Genomic DNA, 18801 nt, shown 5'->3' with positions numbered 1-18801 from the left:
TGGTAGCGGTTGGATATGAGCGAACTGGCAAAACTTCGGGAAAGAGTTTCAGAGGGTCTTGGGCTGGCGTCTGTGGCGGTGCAGCCGGGAGACCGCGCCGATGCAGCAAGGCATCATGCCGCCTCCGAACCCGAAATCGCTTCGGGGCCGATTGCCCTGTATGTCGCGGTTTCATTGTCGGTGGGTGCGTTTTCCGCCGCGCTGATCGCGCTTGCCGTGCCCTACGCGGTCACGGTCGCACTGGCCTCTTTCTTTGGCGCCGTGCTCGTCGGTGTTCTTCTTTATGCGCTGTTCGGAAAAACTGGCTGGCATCGAGGCGCGCTGTCCGCGGACTATTCGGAGGTTCGGCTGCGGCGGACGCAAAACCGTTCGCTGATCGCCGAGATGCAGGAGTCCATGGGCGACATCGTCGTGATCCGAAATATGGACCGGCGCATCGTCGAGGCGAACCGCGTCTTTTGTGAAATGACGGGATGCTCGGTGCCGGAGGGATTGAGCTGCGAGGAAATCGGCATCGCCTTCCGTCCGGGCGACAAGGTCCATGCCTATGACGTGGAAATCGCCACCCCTTTCGGCCAGCGTATATTTTCCTGGCACGATGTCGTAACCCGCGATCTGGCAAGCAGCCGTCTTCTTATCAGCAGCATTGCCCGGGATGTGACCGAGGAGCGGCTTGCGCTTGCCGAAAGGGAAGACGCCCGGCTGCGCGCCGAAAAGGCCGATGCTGAAAAGGCGCGGCTGCTTGCCACGGTAAGCCATGAAATCCGCCTGCCGCTGTCCGGCATGCTGGGCATGAACCATCTTCTGTCGCAAACGCGGCTCAACGACGAGCAGCGCAACTATCTCGACGGTATGAAGCAGTCCGGCCAGTCCCTGGTGCAGCTGGTCGAGGATCTGCTGGATTATTCGACCATGGAAGCGGGTCGCTTCAAGCTCAATCCGCGTGCAGAGAACCTGCGCCGGCTGATCGAGAGCATTGTCGAGATGCTGGCGCATCGCGCCCATGAAAAAGGTATAGAAATCACCTCTTTCGTAACCCCGGATGTGCCCGATTATCTCGATTTCGATCCGGCAAGACTGCGTCAGGTCCTGTTCAATCTCCTCGGAAATGCCGTCAAGTTCACGCGGGAAGGCGGGGTCGTCATCCGTGCGCGCATGGCCAACGGTCAATTGCAGATCACCGTCGAAGATACCGGTCCGGGCATGAACGAAGCGGAACAGGCGCGTATCTTCGGCGAATTCGAGCAGGCAGGCCCGATGTCGCAGCGAAGCGCCGGCACAGGCCTCGGGCTTGCGATTTCCGCCCGTATCGTGCGGGAATTCGGCGGCAGCCTCACGGTTTCGAGCCGCAGGGGCAGGGGCAGCATCTTCACGCTGTCGTTCCGCCCGGGTGGCGCGCCTGCCGCAATGCCGGATCCGGGTCGTCGCCATTGCCTGCAGCACACGAACGTCCTGCTCATCGCGCCAAAGGGTGTGGCTGCGGCGGTGACGATGGAGGCTATCGAGGCCTTTGGCGGCAAATGTGTTCTCATCCATCAGCCGGAAGATTTGCAGAAGCTAAAGAGCGAGGCGTCTCACCAGAACGCCGATCTCACCGACATCATCGTCGACCGTCGCGTTTCTCCCCTGTTCAGGGACGCCCTGAAGGATTGGCCGCAGCAGAATGTTCGCCGTACGCTGCTGGTCAGCCCGGAAGAACGGCCTTCGACCATGCATGTGTCTTTTGACGCATGGCTGATCCGGCCGCTGCGCGAAAAATCACTGATCGATGTCCTTTGCGGCCGCCTGCGTGGCATAGAGCGCCGCGACGCCCTCAACGACAACCACCCGGATGTGGGTTTTTCGTCGCGGCTGAAGGAAGGGGCAAGCGGTATCGACATTCTCGTGGCCGAGGATGATGCCGTTAATGCCCGCATCATTCGCGCCGTTCTGGAAAAGAGCGGCTATACCGTCCGTACGGTCGATAATTTTCAATCCCTGCGGCAGTCGATGGCATCGGATGCGTCTCACCTGCCGCACCTTGTCATCTCGGACCTCAATATGCCAGGCGGTGAGGGGCTGGAGGTGCTGCCGGAGCTTCTCGGCACGCTGGAGGGTGACCGAAATATTCCCGTCATAGTCCTCAGCGGGGATGCCGGTGCGCAGACGGCCGAAATGCTCCTGAAGGCCGGTGCAGGTGCGGTTTTGGCCAAGCCCGCCGACCCCAGACGACTGGTGGAGGAAATCCGCCGCCTGCTGACGGCGAAACGCCTTTCCTCATAATAGCTTGACAGACTGGCACTGTCGGCATTTTGTCACTATTCTGTCGTCAATTAGTGATTTATGACAGGAAAATTCTTTGGTGGCGGAGCGATTCCCCATGGTTGCCGAAATCTTCAATCACGACATTTGTGAAAACAATGTTGTCATTAGCCCGCGCCCTGAGGCAGCTCAGGACAATGAGGGTCTTTTCGGTCGTATCGGTACACTGGAAACACGGCTCGCGCGAAATGACCGCGAGATCGATGCCGCGCAATCCGTGCGTTACCGGGTCTTCGTTGAGGAGATGAACGCGCGCCTTCCCGCTGAAGCGATGCGCCGCAAGCGCGACATCGACGCGTGGGACAGTGTCTGCGACCATCTGCTCGTACTCGACAAGGCGATCGAAGGTGACAGCGAGGACCAGATCGTCGGCACCTACCGTCTGTTGCGGCAGGAAACGGCGCTCGCCAATAATGGTTTTTATTCCGCCAGCGAATTCGACATTGCCGGGCTCGTCGCGCGCCATCCGGGCAAGCGTTTCATGGAGCTTGGCCGTTCCTGCGTATTGCCGGAATATCGCACCAAGCGCACAGTCGAGCTTCTGTGGCAGGGCAACTGGGCCTATGCCGTCAAGCACCGCATGGACGCCATGATCGGTTGCGCCTCCTTTCCCGGCGTGCAGCCGGAAACCCATGCGCTGGCGCTTTCCTTCCTGCATCATAATTGCGTTGCAAAGGGTGAGTGGGAGGCCTCCGCGCTTCCCGAGCTTTACCACGAGATGGACCTGATGCCGGCGGAGGCGCTGAATACCCGCAAGGCGTTGAACGCCATGCCGCCGCTCATCAAGGGCTATATGCGCCTTGGCGCCATGTTCGGCTCCGGCGCCGTGGTGGATCATGCTTTCAACACGACGGATGTTCTCGTGGTCCTGCCGGTCTCTTCCATTGCCGGCCGCTACATCAGCTACTACGGCGGCGAGGCCGAGCGCATCAACGGCTGATCGGTTTCGATGCCTGACCTTGCGGGATGTTCCTGTGGGCAGCCGTGACGTGCGTGTTGTCTTGGGGAGGGCATTGCCGTTAGTGTCGGCGCTCGTTTTCCGCAACACGATATGACATCGGCAGGCCATTGACGGACGTTCTGACAACCGCTTCCCTGATCACGGAGGAGAGCCGCGCTTCGGCCACTCCGATGATGGAGCAATATATCGAGATCAAGGCGAACAATCCCGGTTCGCTGCTCTTTTACCGCATGGGCGATTTTTACGAATTGTTCTTCGACGATGCGGTCGAAGCCTCCCGTGCTCTCGGCATCACGCTGACCAAACGCGGCCAGCATATGGGGTTTGATATTCCCATGTGCGGCGTTCCCGTTCATGCGGCGGACGACTATCTCCAGAAGCTCATCCTGCGTGGCTATCGCGTCGCCGTCTGCGAACAGGTTGAAGACCCTGCGGAAGCCAAGAAGCGCGGATCGAAATCCGTGGTCAAGCGTGATGTGGTGCGGCTCGTCACGCCCGGCACGCTGACAGAAGAGAAACTGCTGTCGCCAACGGAATCCAACTATCTGATGGCGCTTGCCCGCATTCGCGGCAGTGCCGAGGCGCAGTTCGCGCTCGCCTGGATCGATATCTCCACCGGCGTCTTCCGCCTGGCGGAAACCACGCTGACGCGGCTTCTCGCCGATATCTGGCGCATTGATCCGCGTGAGCTGATCGTCGCCGACAGCCTGTTCCATGACGAGGAATTGCGCCCGGTATTCGATGTGCTTGGCCGTGTGGCGGTGCCGCAGCCGGCTATTCTTTTCGACAGCGCCACGGCGGAGGGGCGCATTGCCCGTTACTTCAACGTTTCGACACTCGATGGTTTCGGCACGTTTTCGCGGGTGGAACTGGCGGCGGCCGCTGCCGCCGTGGCCTATGTCGAAAAGACCCAGATCGCCGAGCGTCCGCCGCTCGGTGCGCCGGAGCGCGAGAGTGCCGCCTCCACGCTTTTCATCGATCCCGCCACCCGCGCCAATCTGGAGCTGGTGAAGACGCTGTCAGGGGAAAGGGACGGATCGCTGCTGCATGCCTTGAACCGCACGGTAACCGGCGGCGGCGCGCGGCTTCTGGCGGAGCGGCTGATGTCGCCCTTGACCGATCCCGAAAAGATCAATGCCCGCCTCGATGCGGTCGCCTATCTCATCGATGACGTTTCGCTGTGCGACGGCCTGCGCGATGCGCTGAAGCAGGTTGCGGATATGCCGCGTGCGCTTTCGCGCCTTGCGCTGGAGCGCGGCGGCCCGCGCGATCTCGGTGCCATCAGGCAGGGGCTGGCTTCGGCCGAAAAGATTGCCGCCATTCTCGATCAGGGATTGTTGCCGGACGAGCTGGCGGCGGCGCTGTCGGATTTGAAAGCCCTGCCCGGTGGGCTGGAAGCCATGCTCGGCTCGATGCTGGCCGACGATCTGCCGCTTCTGAAGCGTGACGGCGGTTTCCTGCGTGAAGGCGCCAATCCCGAACTCGATGAGGTGCGGGCGCTGCGCGACCAGTCGCGCCGGGTGATTGCCGGGCTGCAACTGAAATATGCCGATGAGACCGGCATCAAGTCGCTGAAGATCAAGCACAACAATGTGCTGGGTTATTTCATCGAGGTCACGGCGGGCAATGCCGATGTGATGACATCGACGGACGAGGCCAAGGCGCGCTTTATCCACCGCCAGACCATGGCGGGCGCCATGCGCTTCACCACCACCGAGCTTGCCGATCTCGAAAGCCGCATCGCCAATGCTGCTGCGCAGGCTTTGACCATGGAACTGGAAGCCTTCGAGCGTATGGTCAAGGCCGTGGTGCAGCAGGCGGAGGCGATCAAGGCCGGTGCGCTGGCGCTGGCGGTGATCGACGTCGCCTCGAGCCTTGCCTATCTCGCGACTGAGCAGGCCTATTGCCGCCCGATTGTCGATGCCTCCATGACTTTCGCGATCAAAGGCGGACGTCATCCGGTGGTGGAGCAGGCGCTGCGGCGGCAGTCGGTCGGACCCTTCATCGCCAATAATTGCGACCTATCGGCTGTCGACGGTGGCAAGAATGGTGCGATCTGGCTGCTGACCGGCCCGAATATGGGCGGTAAATCGACCTTCCTGCGCCAGAATGCGCTGATCGCCATCCTTGCGCAGATCGGCTCCTTCGTGCCGGCGGAAGCCGCCCATATAGGCACTGTCGACCGGCTGTTTTCCCGTGTCGGCGCATCGGACGATCTGGCGCGCGGCCGCTCGACCTTCATGGTGGAAATGGTGGAAACCGCCGCCATTCTCAATCAGGCGACGGATCGCTCGCTGGTCATTCTGGACGAGATCGGCCGAGGTACCGCAACCTTTGACGGGCTTTCGATCGCCTGGGCGGCGGTGGAGCATCTGCACGAGGTCAATCGTTGCCGCGGGCTCTTCGCCACCCATTTCCATGAGCTGACCGTGTTGTCGGAAAAACTCGGCCGCCTTTCCAATGCCACGATGCGGGTGAAGGAGTGGGAAGGCGACGTCATCTTCCTGCACGAGGTCGGACCGGGTGCCGCGGATCGTTCCTACGGTATTCAGGTGGCGCGTCTCGCTGGCCTTCCGGCATCGGTTGTGGAGCGCGCCCGCGAAGTTCTGACGAAGCTCGAAGATGCCGACCGCAAGAACCCGGCGAGCCAGCTGATCGACGATCTGCCGCTGTTCCAGATTGCCGTCCGCCGCGAGGAAACCCGCAAAGCCGGCCCATCGAAGGTGGAGGAGGCTCTGAAAGGCTTCAACCCCGACGAAATGACGCCGCGTGAGGCATTGGACGCGCTCTATGCGTTGAAGAAAGAACTTGGCAAGGCTTGAAGGGATACAGTGCCTGTCCATCGCCTTTAAAACTCGCTATAGGACACTCCCATCGCAAGTGGTGGGATTTCCCACAGGACATGGATACCGGCATAGATGGCCATCAAGGACCTGGATTTTTCCGACATTCTCGATGTTTCGGCGCTGAAGCGCGAATGTGACATCATCTTTAGGGAAGACGGCAAGCGCATTGCCGATATCAGGTCCGACCTGCTGCCGCTCTTTCGCAAGGCCAGCACGGAAGGCCGGGAGAATATCCGCGAATTGCTGAAAGCCGATGGCAGCGGCATTGATTGCGCCCACCGCATTTCCTGGCTTCAGGACCGGCTGATCGAGATGCTTTATGATCTCGCCTGCCAGTATGTCTATCCGAAGGACGCACCCCAGATCGCGGTCGCTGCGGTCGGCGGTTACGGCCGCGGTACGCTGGCGCCGGGATCGGATATCGACCTCCTGTTCCTGCTGCCGGCCAAGAATACGCCTGACATGCACAAGGCCGTGGAATTCGTGCTCTATCTCCTCTGGGATCTCGGTTTCAAGGTGGGCCATGCCACGCGCACGGTGGATGAGTGCATCCGCCTGTCAAAATCCGATATGACGATCCGCACCGCCATTCTGGAAGTTCGGGCGATCTGCGGCAGGAAGTCCCTGACCGACGATCTCGAAAAACGCTTCGAGTCGGAAGTCGTCACCGGCACCGGCCCGGAATTCATCGCCGCAAAGCTTGCCGAGCGCGACCAGCGGCACCGCAAGGCCGGCGATACGCGCTATCTGGTGGAGCCGAATGTCAAGGAAGGCAAGGGCGGGTTGCGCGACCTGCACACGCTGTTCTGGATCGCCAAATATTATTACCACGTTCGCGATACGGCTGATCTGGTCAAACTCGGAGTTCTGTCCAGATCCGAACTGAAGCTGTTCGAAAAGGCCGACGATTTTCTCTGGGCCGTCCGCTGCCAGATGCATTTCATCACCGGCAAGGCGGAAGAGCGTCTTTCTTTCGATATTCAGCGTGAGATCGCCGATGCGCTGAATTATCAGCCGCGCCCCGGCCTTTCCGCCGTCGAGCGTTTCATGAAGCACTATTTCCTCGTGGCCAAGGATGTGGGTGACCTGACCCGCATCGTCTGCGCCGCGCTGGAAGACCGGCAGGCGAAGGATGTGCCGGGCCTTTCCGGCGTTCTCAGCCGTTTCGCCCGCCGCGTCCGCAAGATTGCGGGTTCAGTGGAGTTCGTTGAGGACCGGGGACGGATCGCTCTGGCCAAGCCTGACGTCTTCAAGAACGACCCGGTCAATCTGATCCGTCTCTTCCACATCGCCGATATCAACAATCTTGAACTGCATCCGGATGCTCTGCGTGTCGTCACCCGCTCGCTGTCGCTCATCAATGACGAGCTTCGCGAAAACGAGGAAGCGAACCGGCTGTTCCTGTCGATCCTCACCTCGCGGCGTGATCCGGCACTCACTCTGCGCCGCATGAACGAGGCGGGGGTGCTGGGCAAGTTCATTCCCGAATTCGGCAAGATCGTCGCGATGATGCAGTTCAACATGTATCATCACTATACGGTGGATGAGCATCTGATCCGCTCCGTCGGCGTGCTGTCGGAAGTGGACAAGGGTACGGCTATTGATGCCCATCCGCTCGCCAACCAGCTGATGCCCGGCGTTGAAGAGCGCGAGGCGCTTTATGTCGCCGTGTTGCTGCACGATGTCGCCAAGGGCCGGCAGGAAGACCATTCGATTGCCGGCGCCCGTGTGGCCCGCAAGCTCTGCCAGCGTTTCCGCCTCACCGGCAAGCAGACCGAAACGGTCGTCTGGCTGATCGAGCAGCATCTTCTGATGTCCATGGTCGCCCAGACGCGCGACCTGCACGACCGCAAGACCATCACCGATTTCGCCGACAAGGTGCAGTCCATGGAGCGGCTGAAGATGCTGCTGATCCTGACGGTCTGCGATATCCGCGCCGTTGGTCCGGGCGTCTGGAACGGTTGGAAGGGGCAGCTGCTACGCTCGCTTTATTACGAGACCGAACTGCTGCTGTCAGGCGGCTTCTCGGAGGTCTCCCGCAAGGAGCGGGCGCAGATCGCCCGGCAGGCGCTCTACGACGCCCTTGATGACTGGGGCCAGAAGGCGCGGCGCAAATATACCAAGTTGCACTACGAGCCCTATCTGCTGACGGTGGCGCTGGAAGACCAGGTGCGCCACACCCGCTTCATCCGTGAGGCCGACAAGCAGGAAAAGGCGCTGTCGACCATGGTGCGCACCCATTCCTTCCACGCCATCACCGAAATCACCGTACTGGCGCCCGACCATCCGCGCCTTTTGTCGATCATCACCGGCGCCTGCGCCGCCGCTGGCGCAAACATTGCCGACGCGCAGATATTCACCACCTCCGACGGGCGGGCACTGGATACGATCCTCATCAACCGGGAATTCCCGATCGATGAGGATGAGATGCGGCGCGGCAATAATGTCGGCAAGCTCATCGAGGAGGTTCTGTCGGGCCGTCAGCGCCTGCCGGAAATGATCGCCACCCGCACCAAGAGCCGCAAGAAGAAAAGCGCCTTCACCATTCCGCCCTCGGTCATCATTTCCAACGGGCTGTCGAACAAGTTCACCGTCATCGAGGTCGAGTGCCTCGACCGGCCGGGCCTGCTGGCGGATATGACGGCTGTCATCGCCGATCTGTCGCTGGACATCCATTCCGCCCGCATCACCACCTTCGGTGAAAAAGTCATCGACACCTTTTATGTCACCGATCTCTTCGGGCAGAAGGTGACGAACGACAACCGGCAGGCCAGCATCGCCACGCGCCTGAAAGCGGTGATGAGCGAGCAGGAAGACGAATTGCGCGACCGCATGCCGAACGGCATCATCGCCCACCCAGACGTGGCGGCGCTGCCGGCCGCGCGCACGGCAAAGGCTTGAAGCGCCCATGAGTCTGATCGGCAAGTTCGCCACTGTCGGCACCGCCACGCTCGGCAGCCGCATCTTCGGCTTCCTCCGTGAAACCCTGATGGCCGCCGCCGTCGGCACGGGTCCGGTGGCCGATGCCTTTAACGCCGCTTTCCGTTTTCCAAACACCTTCCGGCGGCTTTTTGCCGAAGGCGCTTTCAACTCCGCCTTCGTGCCGCTTTTCGCCAAGGAAATCGAAGCGAATGGCATGGAAGGCGCAAGGCGCTTTTCCGAAGAGGTCTTTGGCGTCCTGTTCACCGTGTTGCTGGCGCTGACGATCCTGATGGAACTGTCGATGCCGTTCATCGTGCGTATGATCATCGCGCCGGGCTTCGTCGATGATCCCGTGAAGTTCGAAAATACCATCCATCTCGCCACCATCATGTTCCCTTATCTCGCCTGCATGTCGCTGGCGGCGATGATGGGCGGCATGCTGAACTCGCTGCACCGCTATTTTGCGGCGGCGATCGCGCCGGTTTTCCTCAACATCATCCTTATTGGCGTGCTCGCCTTGGCGTGGTGGAAGAATTACGATCCGTTGCAGGTGGGCTACGCGCTCTCCTGGGGGGTGATGGCGGCGGGTCTGGTGCAGCTTGCCATCGTCTGGATTGCCGTGCGCAATGCCGGCATGCGCATCGGTTTCCGCAGGCCGCGGCTGACGAAGAATGTGCAGCGCCTTCTGGTGCTTGCCCTGCCGGCGGCAATAACAGGCGGTATCACCCAGATCAATCTGCTGATCAACACCAACATCGCATCGGCTGGTGAAGGCGTGATCTCCTCGCTTGCCTATGCGGACCGGATTTATCAACTCCCGCTCGGCGTCGTCGGCATTGCGGTGGCCACCGTGCTTTTGCCGGAACTGGCGCGGGCGTTGCGCGGCGGGCAGATGGTCGAGGCGGGAAGCCTGCAGAACCGCTCGGTGGAATTCGTGCTGTTCCTGACATTACCTGCCGCTGCCGCGCTTCTCGTCATGGCGGAACCCATCGTTCGTTTTCTTTATGAACGCGGCAACTTTTCGCCTTCGGCCACCGTCACCGTCGCGCAAATTCTCGGCATCTATGGCCTTGGCTTACCGGCTTTCGTGCTGATCAAGGCCTTTATTCCGGGCTTCTTCGCCCGGGAGGATACCCGCACGCCGATGATCTTCGCAGCGATTTCCGTGGTGGTGAACGTCTCCATGGCGCTGACGCTCTTCCCGCGCCTCGGAGGCCCGGGCATCGCCATTGCCGAGATCACCGCCGGCTGGGTCAATGCCGCCTTGCTGTTCGGCATGCTGTTGTGGCGCGGTCACTGGCATGTGGATATTCCGCTGCTCACCCGCATTCCGCGTTTGCTGCTGGCCGCGGCCTTGATGGCCGGTTTCATACATTATGCGCTGACCTGGCTGAGCTTCGAACTGTCTTCCGCCTCGTCCATTTTTGTGCGGGCGGGAACGATCATGGCTCTCGTCTTTGCGGCCATGCTGGTCTATTTCGTACTTGCTTTCGTTTCCGGCGGCGCCGATATCGGCATGGTCAAACGAGCCATACGCAAGCGCGGCAAGAAGAACATCGAAACGGAGGCGGGCTGATGTCCTTTGCCGGGAACCGCCGCATCGCGCTCGTCACCCTCGTGGTGGATGATTACGACCGGGCGAAGGCGTTTTATTGCGACGTTCTCGGGTTCGACTGCCTTTCCGATCAGCCGCTTGGCGACGGCAAAAGATGGCTGGTGGTGAAGCCGCAAGGCACCGAGGGCGGCGGCCTGCTGCTTGCCGAGGCCGATGGCGAGCCGCAGCGTCTTGCCATCGGCAACCAGACCGGCGGGCGTGTCGGATTTTTCCTGCACACCGACAATTTCCAGCGCGATTACGAGACCATGCTCGCCCGCGGTGTGCGCTTTCTGGAAGAGCCGCGCCACGAGGTTTACGGCTCCGTTGTGGTCTTTGCCGATCCTTACGGAAATCGTTGGGATCTTCTTCAGCCGCACGGCTGAGATGCCCTGAAACCGCTTGATTGCGGGGGGCTGCGGGTGCATAAGCGCGCGTGCAATTCCAATCATGGGGCGGGGCCCTCCACAAGCCTTTTCGAGGACGACAATGAACGCATTCAAGCCGCTGGTTTTCTCGGGCGTCCAGCCGACCGGCAATCTGCATCTCGGCAATTATCTCGGTGCGATCCGCAAGTTCGTGGCATTGCAGGAAGATAACGACTGCATCTATTGCGTCGTCGACATGCATGCCATCACCGCCCAGCTCGTTCACTCCGACCTGAAGGCGCAGACCCGCTCCATCGCGGCTGCCTTCATTGCTTCGGGCATCGATCCCGTGAAGCATATCGTCTTCAACCAGTCGGCCGTGCCGCAGCATGCGGAACTGGCATGGGTGTTCAACTGCGTGGCGCGCATCGGCTGGATGGAGCGCATGACGCAGTTCAAGGACAAGTCCGGCAAGAATGCCGAGCAGGTCTCGCTCGGCCTGCTTGCCTATCCGAGCCTGATGGCCGCTGACATTCTCGTCTATCGCGCCACCCATGTGCCGGTTGGAGACGACCAGAAACAGCATCTGGAACTCGCCCGCGATATCGCCCAGAAATTCAACATCGATTTCGGCGATCATATCCGCAAGGCGGACCTTGGCATCGATATCACCGTGGGCGATGAGCCGGTGCATGCCTATTTCCCTATGGTGGAGCCGCTGATCGGCGGCCCGGCACCGCGCGTGATGTCCTTGAAGGACGGCACCAAGAAGATGTCGAAGTCCGATCCTTCCGATCTGTCGCGCATCAACCTCATGGACGATGTCGACGCGATCTCGAAGAAGATCAAGAAGGCTAAGACCGATCCGGACGCATTGCCGAGCGAAGTCGAAGGCCTGAAGGGCCGTCCCGAGGCCGAAAACCTCGTGGGCATCTATGCCGCCCTTTCCGACAGGACAAAGGCGGATGTTCTTGCCGAATTCGGCGGGCAGCAGTTCTCGGCCTTCAAGCCGGCCCTGGTCGAGCTTGCCGTTGATGTGCTGGCTCCGGTCAACAACGAGATGCGCCGTCTTCTCGACGATCCGACCCACATCGACGCCATCCTCAAACAGGGCGGCGAGCGGGCACGCACCATCGCCGAAAAGACGATGAACGAGGTGCGCGATATCATCGGCTTCCTGCGCTGACAGGTCGCTGCCGCGCGGATGCGGCGGGCGGTTTGCGCCTGCCGTGATTTGATATAATCTCCGCCCGAACCGTCGGGCGGTTTTGCGGATCACGGCGGACTTAGGGAGTGCGGAATGGTTTCAAAACGGCTGTCGCGTCTGGAAGGGCATCGCCGCAAGTTTCTCGCTGTTATCGATGACACACCGGAATGCGAAAGGGCCGTGCACTATGCCGGTCGTCGCGCCAAGAACTCCAATGGCGGGCTGGTGCTGCTTTACGTGATCCCCGAAGGCGATTTCCAGCAATGGCTGGGTGTCGAGCAGATCATGCGGGCGGAAGCGCGCGAGGAGGCGGAGGCCACGCTTGCCAAGATCGCCCAGAAGGTTCGTGAGACCATTGGCATCGAGCCGGAAGCGGTGATCCGCGAAGGCAGTGCCACCGAGCAGATCCACGGGCTGATCGAGGAGGACCGGGATATCGCGATCCTCGTTCTGGCGGCAGGCTCGACGAAGGAAGGACCGGGACCGCTTGTATCCTCCATCGCCGGACGCGGTGCCGCATTCCCCATTCCCGTCACCGTGTTGCCGGATACGTTGTCGGACGAGGAAATCGACGCGCTCTGCTGATCCGGCCCCGGACAAGATTTAGGGGCTGACGATTTCTTGAATGTAATTATCATGTCAGGGCTTGAAGTGAAGCTTCGCCGGGCGTATTTTTTGGAAGAATTCTAAAACATGTCTCCCAAAAGTGGGAACCGGTTTTGGGATAAAGACATGCGTAGCAAAAAATTTAAAGCGCGTGGTCGTGAAGGCGGCGCGCTTTAAATTACGGGGCGTGAATGGCGACCTCGAAGGAGACAGACGATGTTCATTCAGACGGAAGCCACGCCGAACCCGACGACGCTGAAGTTCCTGCCCGGCAAGGTGGTGCTGGAAAGCGGGACAGTGGAGTTTCTCAACCCGTCGCAGGCGCAGGCCTCACCGCTGGCGGAACGCCTCTTTACGATTCCGGGCGTTACCGGCGTTTATTTCGGTTTCGATTTCATCACCGTCACCAAGGACGGTGCGGAGTGGCAGCACCTGAAGCCCGCCATTCTGGGCGCGATCATGGAACATTTCATGTCCGGCCGCCCGATCATGGGCACGGCTATTGCCGCCGAAGTATCGGATGAGGAAGGCGAGTTCTTCGAAGAGGGTGACGAAACCATCGTCGCCACCATCAAGGAACTACTGGATACCCGCGTCCGCCCCGCCGTGGCGCAGGATGGCGGCGACATCACCTTCCGCGGTTTCCGCGATGGCACCGTGTTTCTGAACATGAAGGGCGCCTGCTCGGGTTGCCCGTCCTCCACCGCCACGCTGAAGCACGGCGTTCAGAATCTGCTTCGCCATTTCGTGCCGGAAGTGCGCGAAGTCGAAGCGGTATGATATCGTAAGCCAGGTCCCGACATGATTGTTCTCGCACTCGACACGTCAGGTGTGGATTGTTCCGCCTGCGTATATGACAGCGCCTCCGACAGGGTGCTCGGCGAAGTGTGCGAAACGATCGGAAAGGGCCATGCCGAAAGGCTGATGGCTGTGATCGATGGCGCTTTGCAGCAGGCACAGCTTCCACTTCAAAAGGTGGAGCGTATCGCCGTGACAATCGGCCCGGGGTCCTTTACCGGCATCCGCGTCGGGGTTGCCGCCGCGCGGGGCTTTGCGCTGTCGCTTGGCGTCGAGGCCGTGGGTGTCACCACGCTTGAAACGCTCGCTCATCATCATCTGCTTACAAATCCCGGCCGGCCTGTGGCCGCCGGGCTGGATGCCAAACGTGGTGAAGCCTATCTCCAGACATTTGCGGCGGATGGGTCGCCGCTTCGTGAGGCAGTGCTGCTGTCTCTCGACGATGCCAGAGCGGCTCTTTCCGGTTTCGATGGTGCCGTAGTCGGCTCGGCCGGGCCCCTGTTTGCAGGAGAGGAAACAGGTTCCGGGCCGGACCATTTCCCGATCGCCTCCGTCGCTCGTGCCGGAGCGCTCAAGCCGGCGGGCCAGCCGAAACCCGCACCGCTTTATCTGCGCGGGCCTGACGCCCGGCCGCAGACCGGTTTTGCGCTGGCACGTCAGGGCGTTGCCTGATAGGGCATTCGTCAAGACGTGCGAATGATTCCTGTGATGCCCGACCCTTGCCATGTTTGATGACTATCTGAGCTGGAAGCCCTATTTCGAGATCGTGCCGATGCAGCATGAGGATTGCGCCGCGGTGGCGGAACTGCACGCGCTGCGTTTTCCGCGCCCCTGGAACGACGGGGAGTTCTCCGGACTGTTGACGCAAGGATCTGTTTTCGGCGCCGTTGCACGTCAGACCAACGCATTTTTCAGCAAGCCGCTCGGTGGTTTCGTGCTTGCGCGGGAAGTGGCGGGAGAAGCGGAAATCCTCACCATCGCTGTCGCCGACAGGTTCTCGCGCACCGGCCTCGGCTGGCGCCTGATGCAGTCTGCCACCCGTGAGGCGATGATGCGCGGCGCTGAAACCATATTTCTCGAGGTGGACAACAGCAACGCCTCCGCCCTCGGGCTCTATAAAAAGCTCGGCTTCAAAACCGTCGCGGAACGCAAGGCCTATTACACAGCCAAGGATGGAACGAAGTCGACGGCGCTTGTCATGCGCCGCGATCTTCGCTAGTTCCCTGCGACAGGCATTTTTTCGGCGAAAGCCGCAAAATTCAACCGGAATACTCAAAAGGCCAGAAGACGTGATAGACCTTTCGAAAACGCTGGAGGAGCTTTGTGCCGAACGCGGCATGCGGATGACGGACCAGCGCCGCGTCATTGCCCGTGTCCTGCAGGAATCGGCTGATCATCCAGATGTCGAGGAACTTTACCGCCGTTCCTCCGCCGTGGACCCGCGCATCTCGATTTCCACCGTCTACAGAACGGTGAAGCTGTTCGAGGATGCGGGCATCATCGAGCGTCACGATTTTCGCGATGGCCGCTCGCGTTATGAGACCGTGCCCGAGGAACATCACGATCATCTGATCGACCTGAAGAACGGTGTGGTCATCGAATTCCATTCGGCCGAGATCGAGGCCCTCCAGGAAAAGATCGCCCGGGAGCACGGCTTCAAGCTCGTCGATCACCGACTGGAACTTTACGGCGTGCCGTTGAAGCCCGGCGAACACTGAGACGCTGGTGAACAAGCGGGCGTTTCCATCATGATGTGGCTGCGGACAGCCTATATCGCGATCGTTCTCCTGATCGTGACGCTCATCCTGCTGCCGCTGCAACTTCTGGGCCTTGCCTTCGACTGGCGGCTGCGCCGTCGCATTCCCCGCATCTGGCACCGGATAGCCTGTCATGTACTCGGCATCCGCGTGCATGTTCACGGAGAGGTGGAGCGGGCAAAGCCGCTGATGCTGGCGGTCAACCACGCCTCATGGAAGGACATCCTCGTTTTGGGCAGCATTGCCGACGTGGTGTTCATTGCCAAGACGGAGGTGCGTGACTGGCCGGTCTTCGGCTGGCTTGCCCGGCTGCAGAAAAGCATCTTCGTTCAGCGCGAACAGAAGCGCAGCACCGGCGCGCAGGTCAGCGAGATCGCCAGCCGCATGGCTGACGGCGAGATCGTCGTTCTGTTCCCTGAAGGGACGACTTCGGACGGTAATCGCATGCTGGCCGTGAAATCCTCGCTGTTCGGCGCGGCTTCCACTGCCGCTGAACAGGTTCCGGGAAAGCTGGTTTACGTGCAGCCGGTCGCCATCGCCTATACGCGGGTGCATGGCATGGCCATGGGACGTTATCACCGGGTCATTGCCGCCTGGCCGGGCAGCATCACGCTCGTGCCGCATCTGCTCGGCATCATCAAGGCCGGCGCCATCGATGTCGACGTGACCTTCGGTGACAGCGTTCCGTTCCACAGCACGGATAACCGCAAGCGCCTCGCCACCGATATTGCCGGCGCGATCCGCTCCATGCTGGCCTTCAGCCTGCGTGGCGGCTGGCGAAAATAACGCATCGGACCGAAAACTGTGTGGCGGTTTTCGGAAAATCCGCTGCGTAAACAAAAATCGAGAGCAACGGAATGACTCCGTTGCTCTGGTATCGTAGCTTTTCCGGGATTTTTCTATTTAATCTGGCCGGAAAAAACACTAGATAGCCGCCATGACCCAGGAAACGCTTGGCCTCGACGCCCCACACATAATTGCCCGAGAGGGCTCTAACAGTCGAAAAGTCTTCATCAAGACCTATGGCTGTCAGATGAACGTCTATGATTCCGTCCGCATGAGCGATGCGCTGGCGAAGGATGGTTACGTTCAGACCGAGGATATGGGCGAGGCGGATCTGGTTCTGCTGAATACCTGTCACATCCGCGAAAAGGCGGCTGAAAAGGTCTATTCGGCGCTTGGCCGCCTGCGCGACATGAAAAAATCGCGCGAAGAGCAGGGCCGTGAATTCATGATCGGCGTTGCCGGCTGTGTGGCGCAGGCGGAAGGCGAGGAAATTCTTCGCCGTGCGCCCGCCGTCGATGTCGTCATCGGCCCGCAGACCTACCACCGCCTGCCGGACGCCCTGAAGCGGGTGCGTGGCGGTGAGCGTGTCATCGAGACCGAATATGCGGTCGAGGACAAGTTCGAACATCTGCCGGTCGCTGAAAAGGCGACGTTGCGCACGCGCGGCGTCACCGCCTTCCTGACGGTGCAGGAAGGTTGCGACAAGTTCTGTACCTTCTGTGTCGTGCCCTATACGCGCGGTTCGGAGGTCTCCCGCCCCGTGCGTCAGATCGTCGATGAGGCGATGAAGCTGGTGGATGCCGGCGTGCGTGAAATCACGCTTCTCGGCCAGAACGTCAATGCCTGGCAGGGTGAAGGCCCGAAGGGCGATAAATGGGGCCTCGCCGAGCTGCTCTACCGGCTGGCGGAAATACCCGGCCTTGCGCGGCTGCGCTACACCACCAGCCATCCACGCGATATGGACGAGCGCCTGATCGGCGCGCACCGCGATCTGCGTATCCTGATGCCCTATCTGCATCTGCCGGTACAATCGGGATCGGATGGCATTCTGAAGGCGATGAACCGCCGCCATACGGGCAGGGAATATATCCAGCTTATCGAAAAAATCCGCGCCGCCCGCCCTGATATCGCCATGTCGGGGGACTTTATTGTCGGCTTCCCCGGTGAGACGGATCGCGATTTCGAAGACACGATGGCGATTGTCGAGACGGTGCAATACGCGCAGGCCTTCTCGTTCAAATATTCCACCCGGCCCGGCACGCCGGGCGCCGATCTCACGGATCAGGTTGCGGAAGAAGTGAAGGCCGAGCGGCTGGAAAGACTGCAGGCCCTGTTGCTGCGGCAGCAGAAGGAATTTGCGGAATCGCTGGTCGGAAAGACCATGGATGTGTTGCTGGAAAAGCCCGGCCGCATGCCTGGACAGTTGATAGGTCGCTCTCCCTGGCTGCAATCCGTGAATCTTGATGCAAAGACGTTGAAAATCGGTGACATTGTTCATGTACGAATCACCGCAACGGGTCCAAACAGCTTGTTTGCCGAGGTGGCAGAAAGTTAGAGTGAGGAGCCGACACTGATTGGGACAGGAGCCTGACCGCTTGAACGCACACGAATTGGTATCAAATTCATCGCGCCAGCCACGCCAAGCCGCGACCGACGCCAATCACTTCGTCCTCACGTTCGAGAATAACAGGATAGCGGGAGAGCTATTCGGTCAGTTCGATCAGAACCTGAAGCTTCTGGAACAGCGCCTCAACATCGATGCGCGTCCGCGTGGCAATTCCGTCGCCATCACCGGTGACGTCGTTGCCACCAATCAGGCTCGCCGGGCGCTGGATTTCCTTTATGAACGGCTGCTCAAGGGCGGAACCGCCGAGGTTTCCGATGTCGAAGGCGCGATCCGCATGGCCATGGCCGCGGACGACCAGCTGACCTTGCCGACGATGGAACGCAAGGCGAAGATTTCCATGGCGCAGATTTCCACACGCAAGAAGACCATCGCTGCCCGCACGCCGACGCAGGACGTCTATATGCGGGCACTGGAGCAATCCGAACTGGTTTTCGGCGTTGGCCCTGCCGGTACCGGCAAGACCTATCTTGCCGTCGCTCATGCGGCGCAGCTTCTGGAGCGCGGCGCGGTCGACCGCATCATCCTGTCGCGTCCTGCGGTGGAAGCGGGCGAGCGCCTGGGCTTCCTGCCGGGCGACATGAAGGAAAAGGTCGATCCCTATCTTCGTCCGCTTTATGACGCGCTTTATGACATGATGCCGGGTGACAAGGTGGAGCGCGCCATTCAGGCGGGCGTCATCGAAATCGCGCCGCTGGCCTTCATGCGCGGCCGCACGCTTGCCAATGCCGCCGTCATTCTGGACGAAGCCCAGAACACCACGACGATGCAGATGAAAATGTTCCTGACGCGTCTCGGCGAAAACGGCCGCATGATCGTGACCGGCGACCCGAGCCAGGTGGATTTGCCGCGCGGCGTCAAATCCGGCCTTGTCGAGGCCCTGCAAATCCTCGGTGATGTCGAAGGTGTTTCCGTCGTGCGCTTCAAGGATGTCGACGTCGTTCGCCATCCGATGGTTGCGCGCATCGTCCGCGCTTACGAATCCCACACGGCGGTGCCGGATGAAAGCCTCGTGAAGGGCGACTGACGTA

The 18801-nt window shown here is 60.6% G+C and carries 15 protein-coding genes; all 15 read left to right on the top strand.

What is annotated here, in order from left to right; genetic code table 11:
• Window positions 1–15 precede the first annotated feature (15 nt).
• Complete coding sequence (locus N434_RS01550; RefSeq protein WP_110755653.1) at window positions 16–2262, top strand: PAS domain-containing hybrid sensor histidine kinase/response regulator; 2247 nt, start codon at window positions 16–18, stop codon at window positions 2260–2262.
• A gap of 97 nt (window positions 2263–2359) precedes the next feature.
• On the top strand, window positions 2360–3241 hold the full coding sequence (olsB, locus tag N434_RS01545; protein ID WP_065114710.1) for a l-ornithine N(alpha)-acyltransferase: 882 nt from the start codon (window positions 2360–2362) through the stop codon (window positions 3239–3241).
• Window positions 3242–3432: 191 nt separating this feature from the next.
• Entirely contained in the window at window positions 3433–6084 is a 2652-nt protein-coding gene (mutS, locus tag N434_RS01540; protein ID WP_110755952.1) for a DNA mismatch repair protein MutS, read from the top strand.
• A 96-nt stretch (window positions 6085–6180) separates the two neighbouring features.
• Window positions 6181–9009 carry a [protein-PII] uridylyltransferase gene (locus N434_RS01535; protein ID WP_110755651.1) on the top strand — a complete coding sequence of 943 codons (2829 nt, stop codon included), beginning with the start codon at window positions 6181–6183 and terminating at the stop codon, window positions 9007–9009.
• Between the two features lie 7 nt (window positions 9010–9016).
• Complete coding sequence (murJ, locus tag N434_RS01530) at window positions 9017–10606, top strand: murein biosynthesis integral membrane protein MurJ (protein WP_110755649.1); 1590 nt, start codon at window positions 9017–9019, stop codon at window positions 10604–10606.
• Window positions 10606–11010 carry a VOC family protein gene (locus N434_RS01525; protein WP_110755647.1) on the top strand — a complete coding sequence of 135 codons (405 nt, stop codon included), beginning with the start codon at window positions 10606–10608 and terminating at the stop codon, window positions 11008–11010. Before murJ ends, N434_RS01525 begins: the two co-directional genes overlap by 1 nt.
• Before the next feature lie 103 nt (window positions 11011–11113).
• Window positions 11114–12178, top strand: coding sequence for a tryptophan--tRNA ligase (gene trpS / locus N434_RS01520; protein ID WP_110755646.1), 1065 nt, complete (start codon window positions 11114–11116; stop codon window positions 12176–12178).
• A gap of 114 nt (window positions 12179–12292) precedes the next feature.
• Entirely contained in the window at window positions 12293–12784 is a 492-nt protein-coding gene (locus N434_RS01515) for a universal stress protein (protein WP_065114716.1), read from the top strand.
• A 237-nt stretch (window positions 12785–13021) separates the two neighbouring features.
• Window positions 13022–13585 carry a NifU family protein gene (locus tag N434_RS01510; RefSeq protein ID WP_003503755.1) on the top strand — a complete coding sequence of 188 codons (564 nt, stop codon included), beginning with the start codon at window positions 13022–13024 and terminating at the stop codon, window positions 13583–13585.
• 21 nt (window positions 13586–13606) lie between these two features.
• Complete coding sequence (tsaB, locus tag N434_RS01505; RefSeq protein WP_110755644.1) at window positions 13607–14275, top strand: tRNA (adenosine(37)-N6)-threonylcarbamoyltransferase complex dimerization subunit type 1 TsaB; 669 nt, start codon at window positions 13607–13609, stop codon at window positions 14273–14275.
• Between the two features lie 52 nt (window positions 14276–14327).
• Window positions 14328–14822, top strand: a complete 495-nt coding sequence (locus N434_RS01500; protein WP_065114718.1) for a GNAT family N-acetyltransferase — start codon at window positions 14328–14330, stop codon at window positions 14820–14822.
• 70 nt (window positions 14823–14892) lie between these two features.
• Window positions 14893–15321, top strand: coding sequence for a Fur family transcriptional regulator (locus N434_RS01495; RefSeq protein ID WP_065114719.1), 429 nt, complete (start codon window positions 14893–14895; stop codon window positions 15319–15321).
• Window positions 15322–15351: 30 nt separating this feature from the next.
• Window positions 15352–16146, top strand: coding sequence for a lyso-ornithine lipid O-acyltransferase (gene olsA / locus N434_RS01490; RefSeq protein WP_065114720.1), 795 nt, complete (start codon window positions 15352–15354; stop codon window positions 16144–16146).
• Between the two features lie 151 nt (window positions 16147–16297).
• Window positions 16298–17701, top strand: a complete 1404-nt coding sequence (miaB, locus tag N434_RS01485) for a tRNA (N6-isopentenyl adenosine(37)-C2)-methylthiotransferase MiaB (RefSeq protein WP_181423839.1) — start codon at window positions 16298–16300, stop codon at window positions 17699–17701.
• Window positions 17702–17741: 40 nt separating this feature from the next.
• A complete protein-coding gene (locus tag N434_RS01480; RefSeq protein WP_065114722.1) occupies window positions 17742–18797 on the top strand; it encodes a PhoH family protein in 1056 nt (351 codons plus the stop codon).
• The last annotated feature ends 4 nt before the right edge of the window (window positions 18798–18801 follow it).

Origin of the sequence: Rhizobium sp. UGM030330-04 (genome assembly GCF_003208455.1) — a bacterium.
Lineage (GTDB): Bacteria > Pseudomonadota > Alphaproteobacteria > Rhizobiales > Rhizobiaceae > Agrobacterium > Agrobacterium rhizogenes_A.
This window is presented reverse-complemented; position numbering and strand designations above follow the sequence as displayed.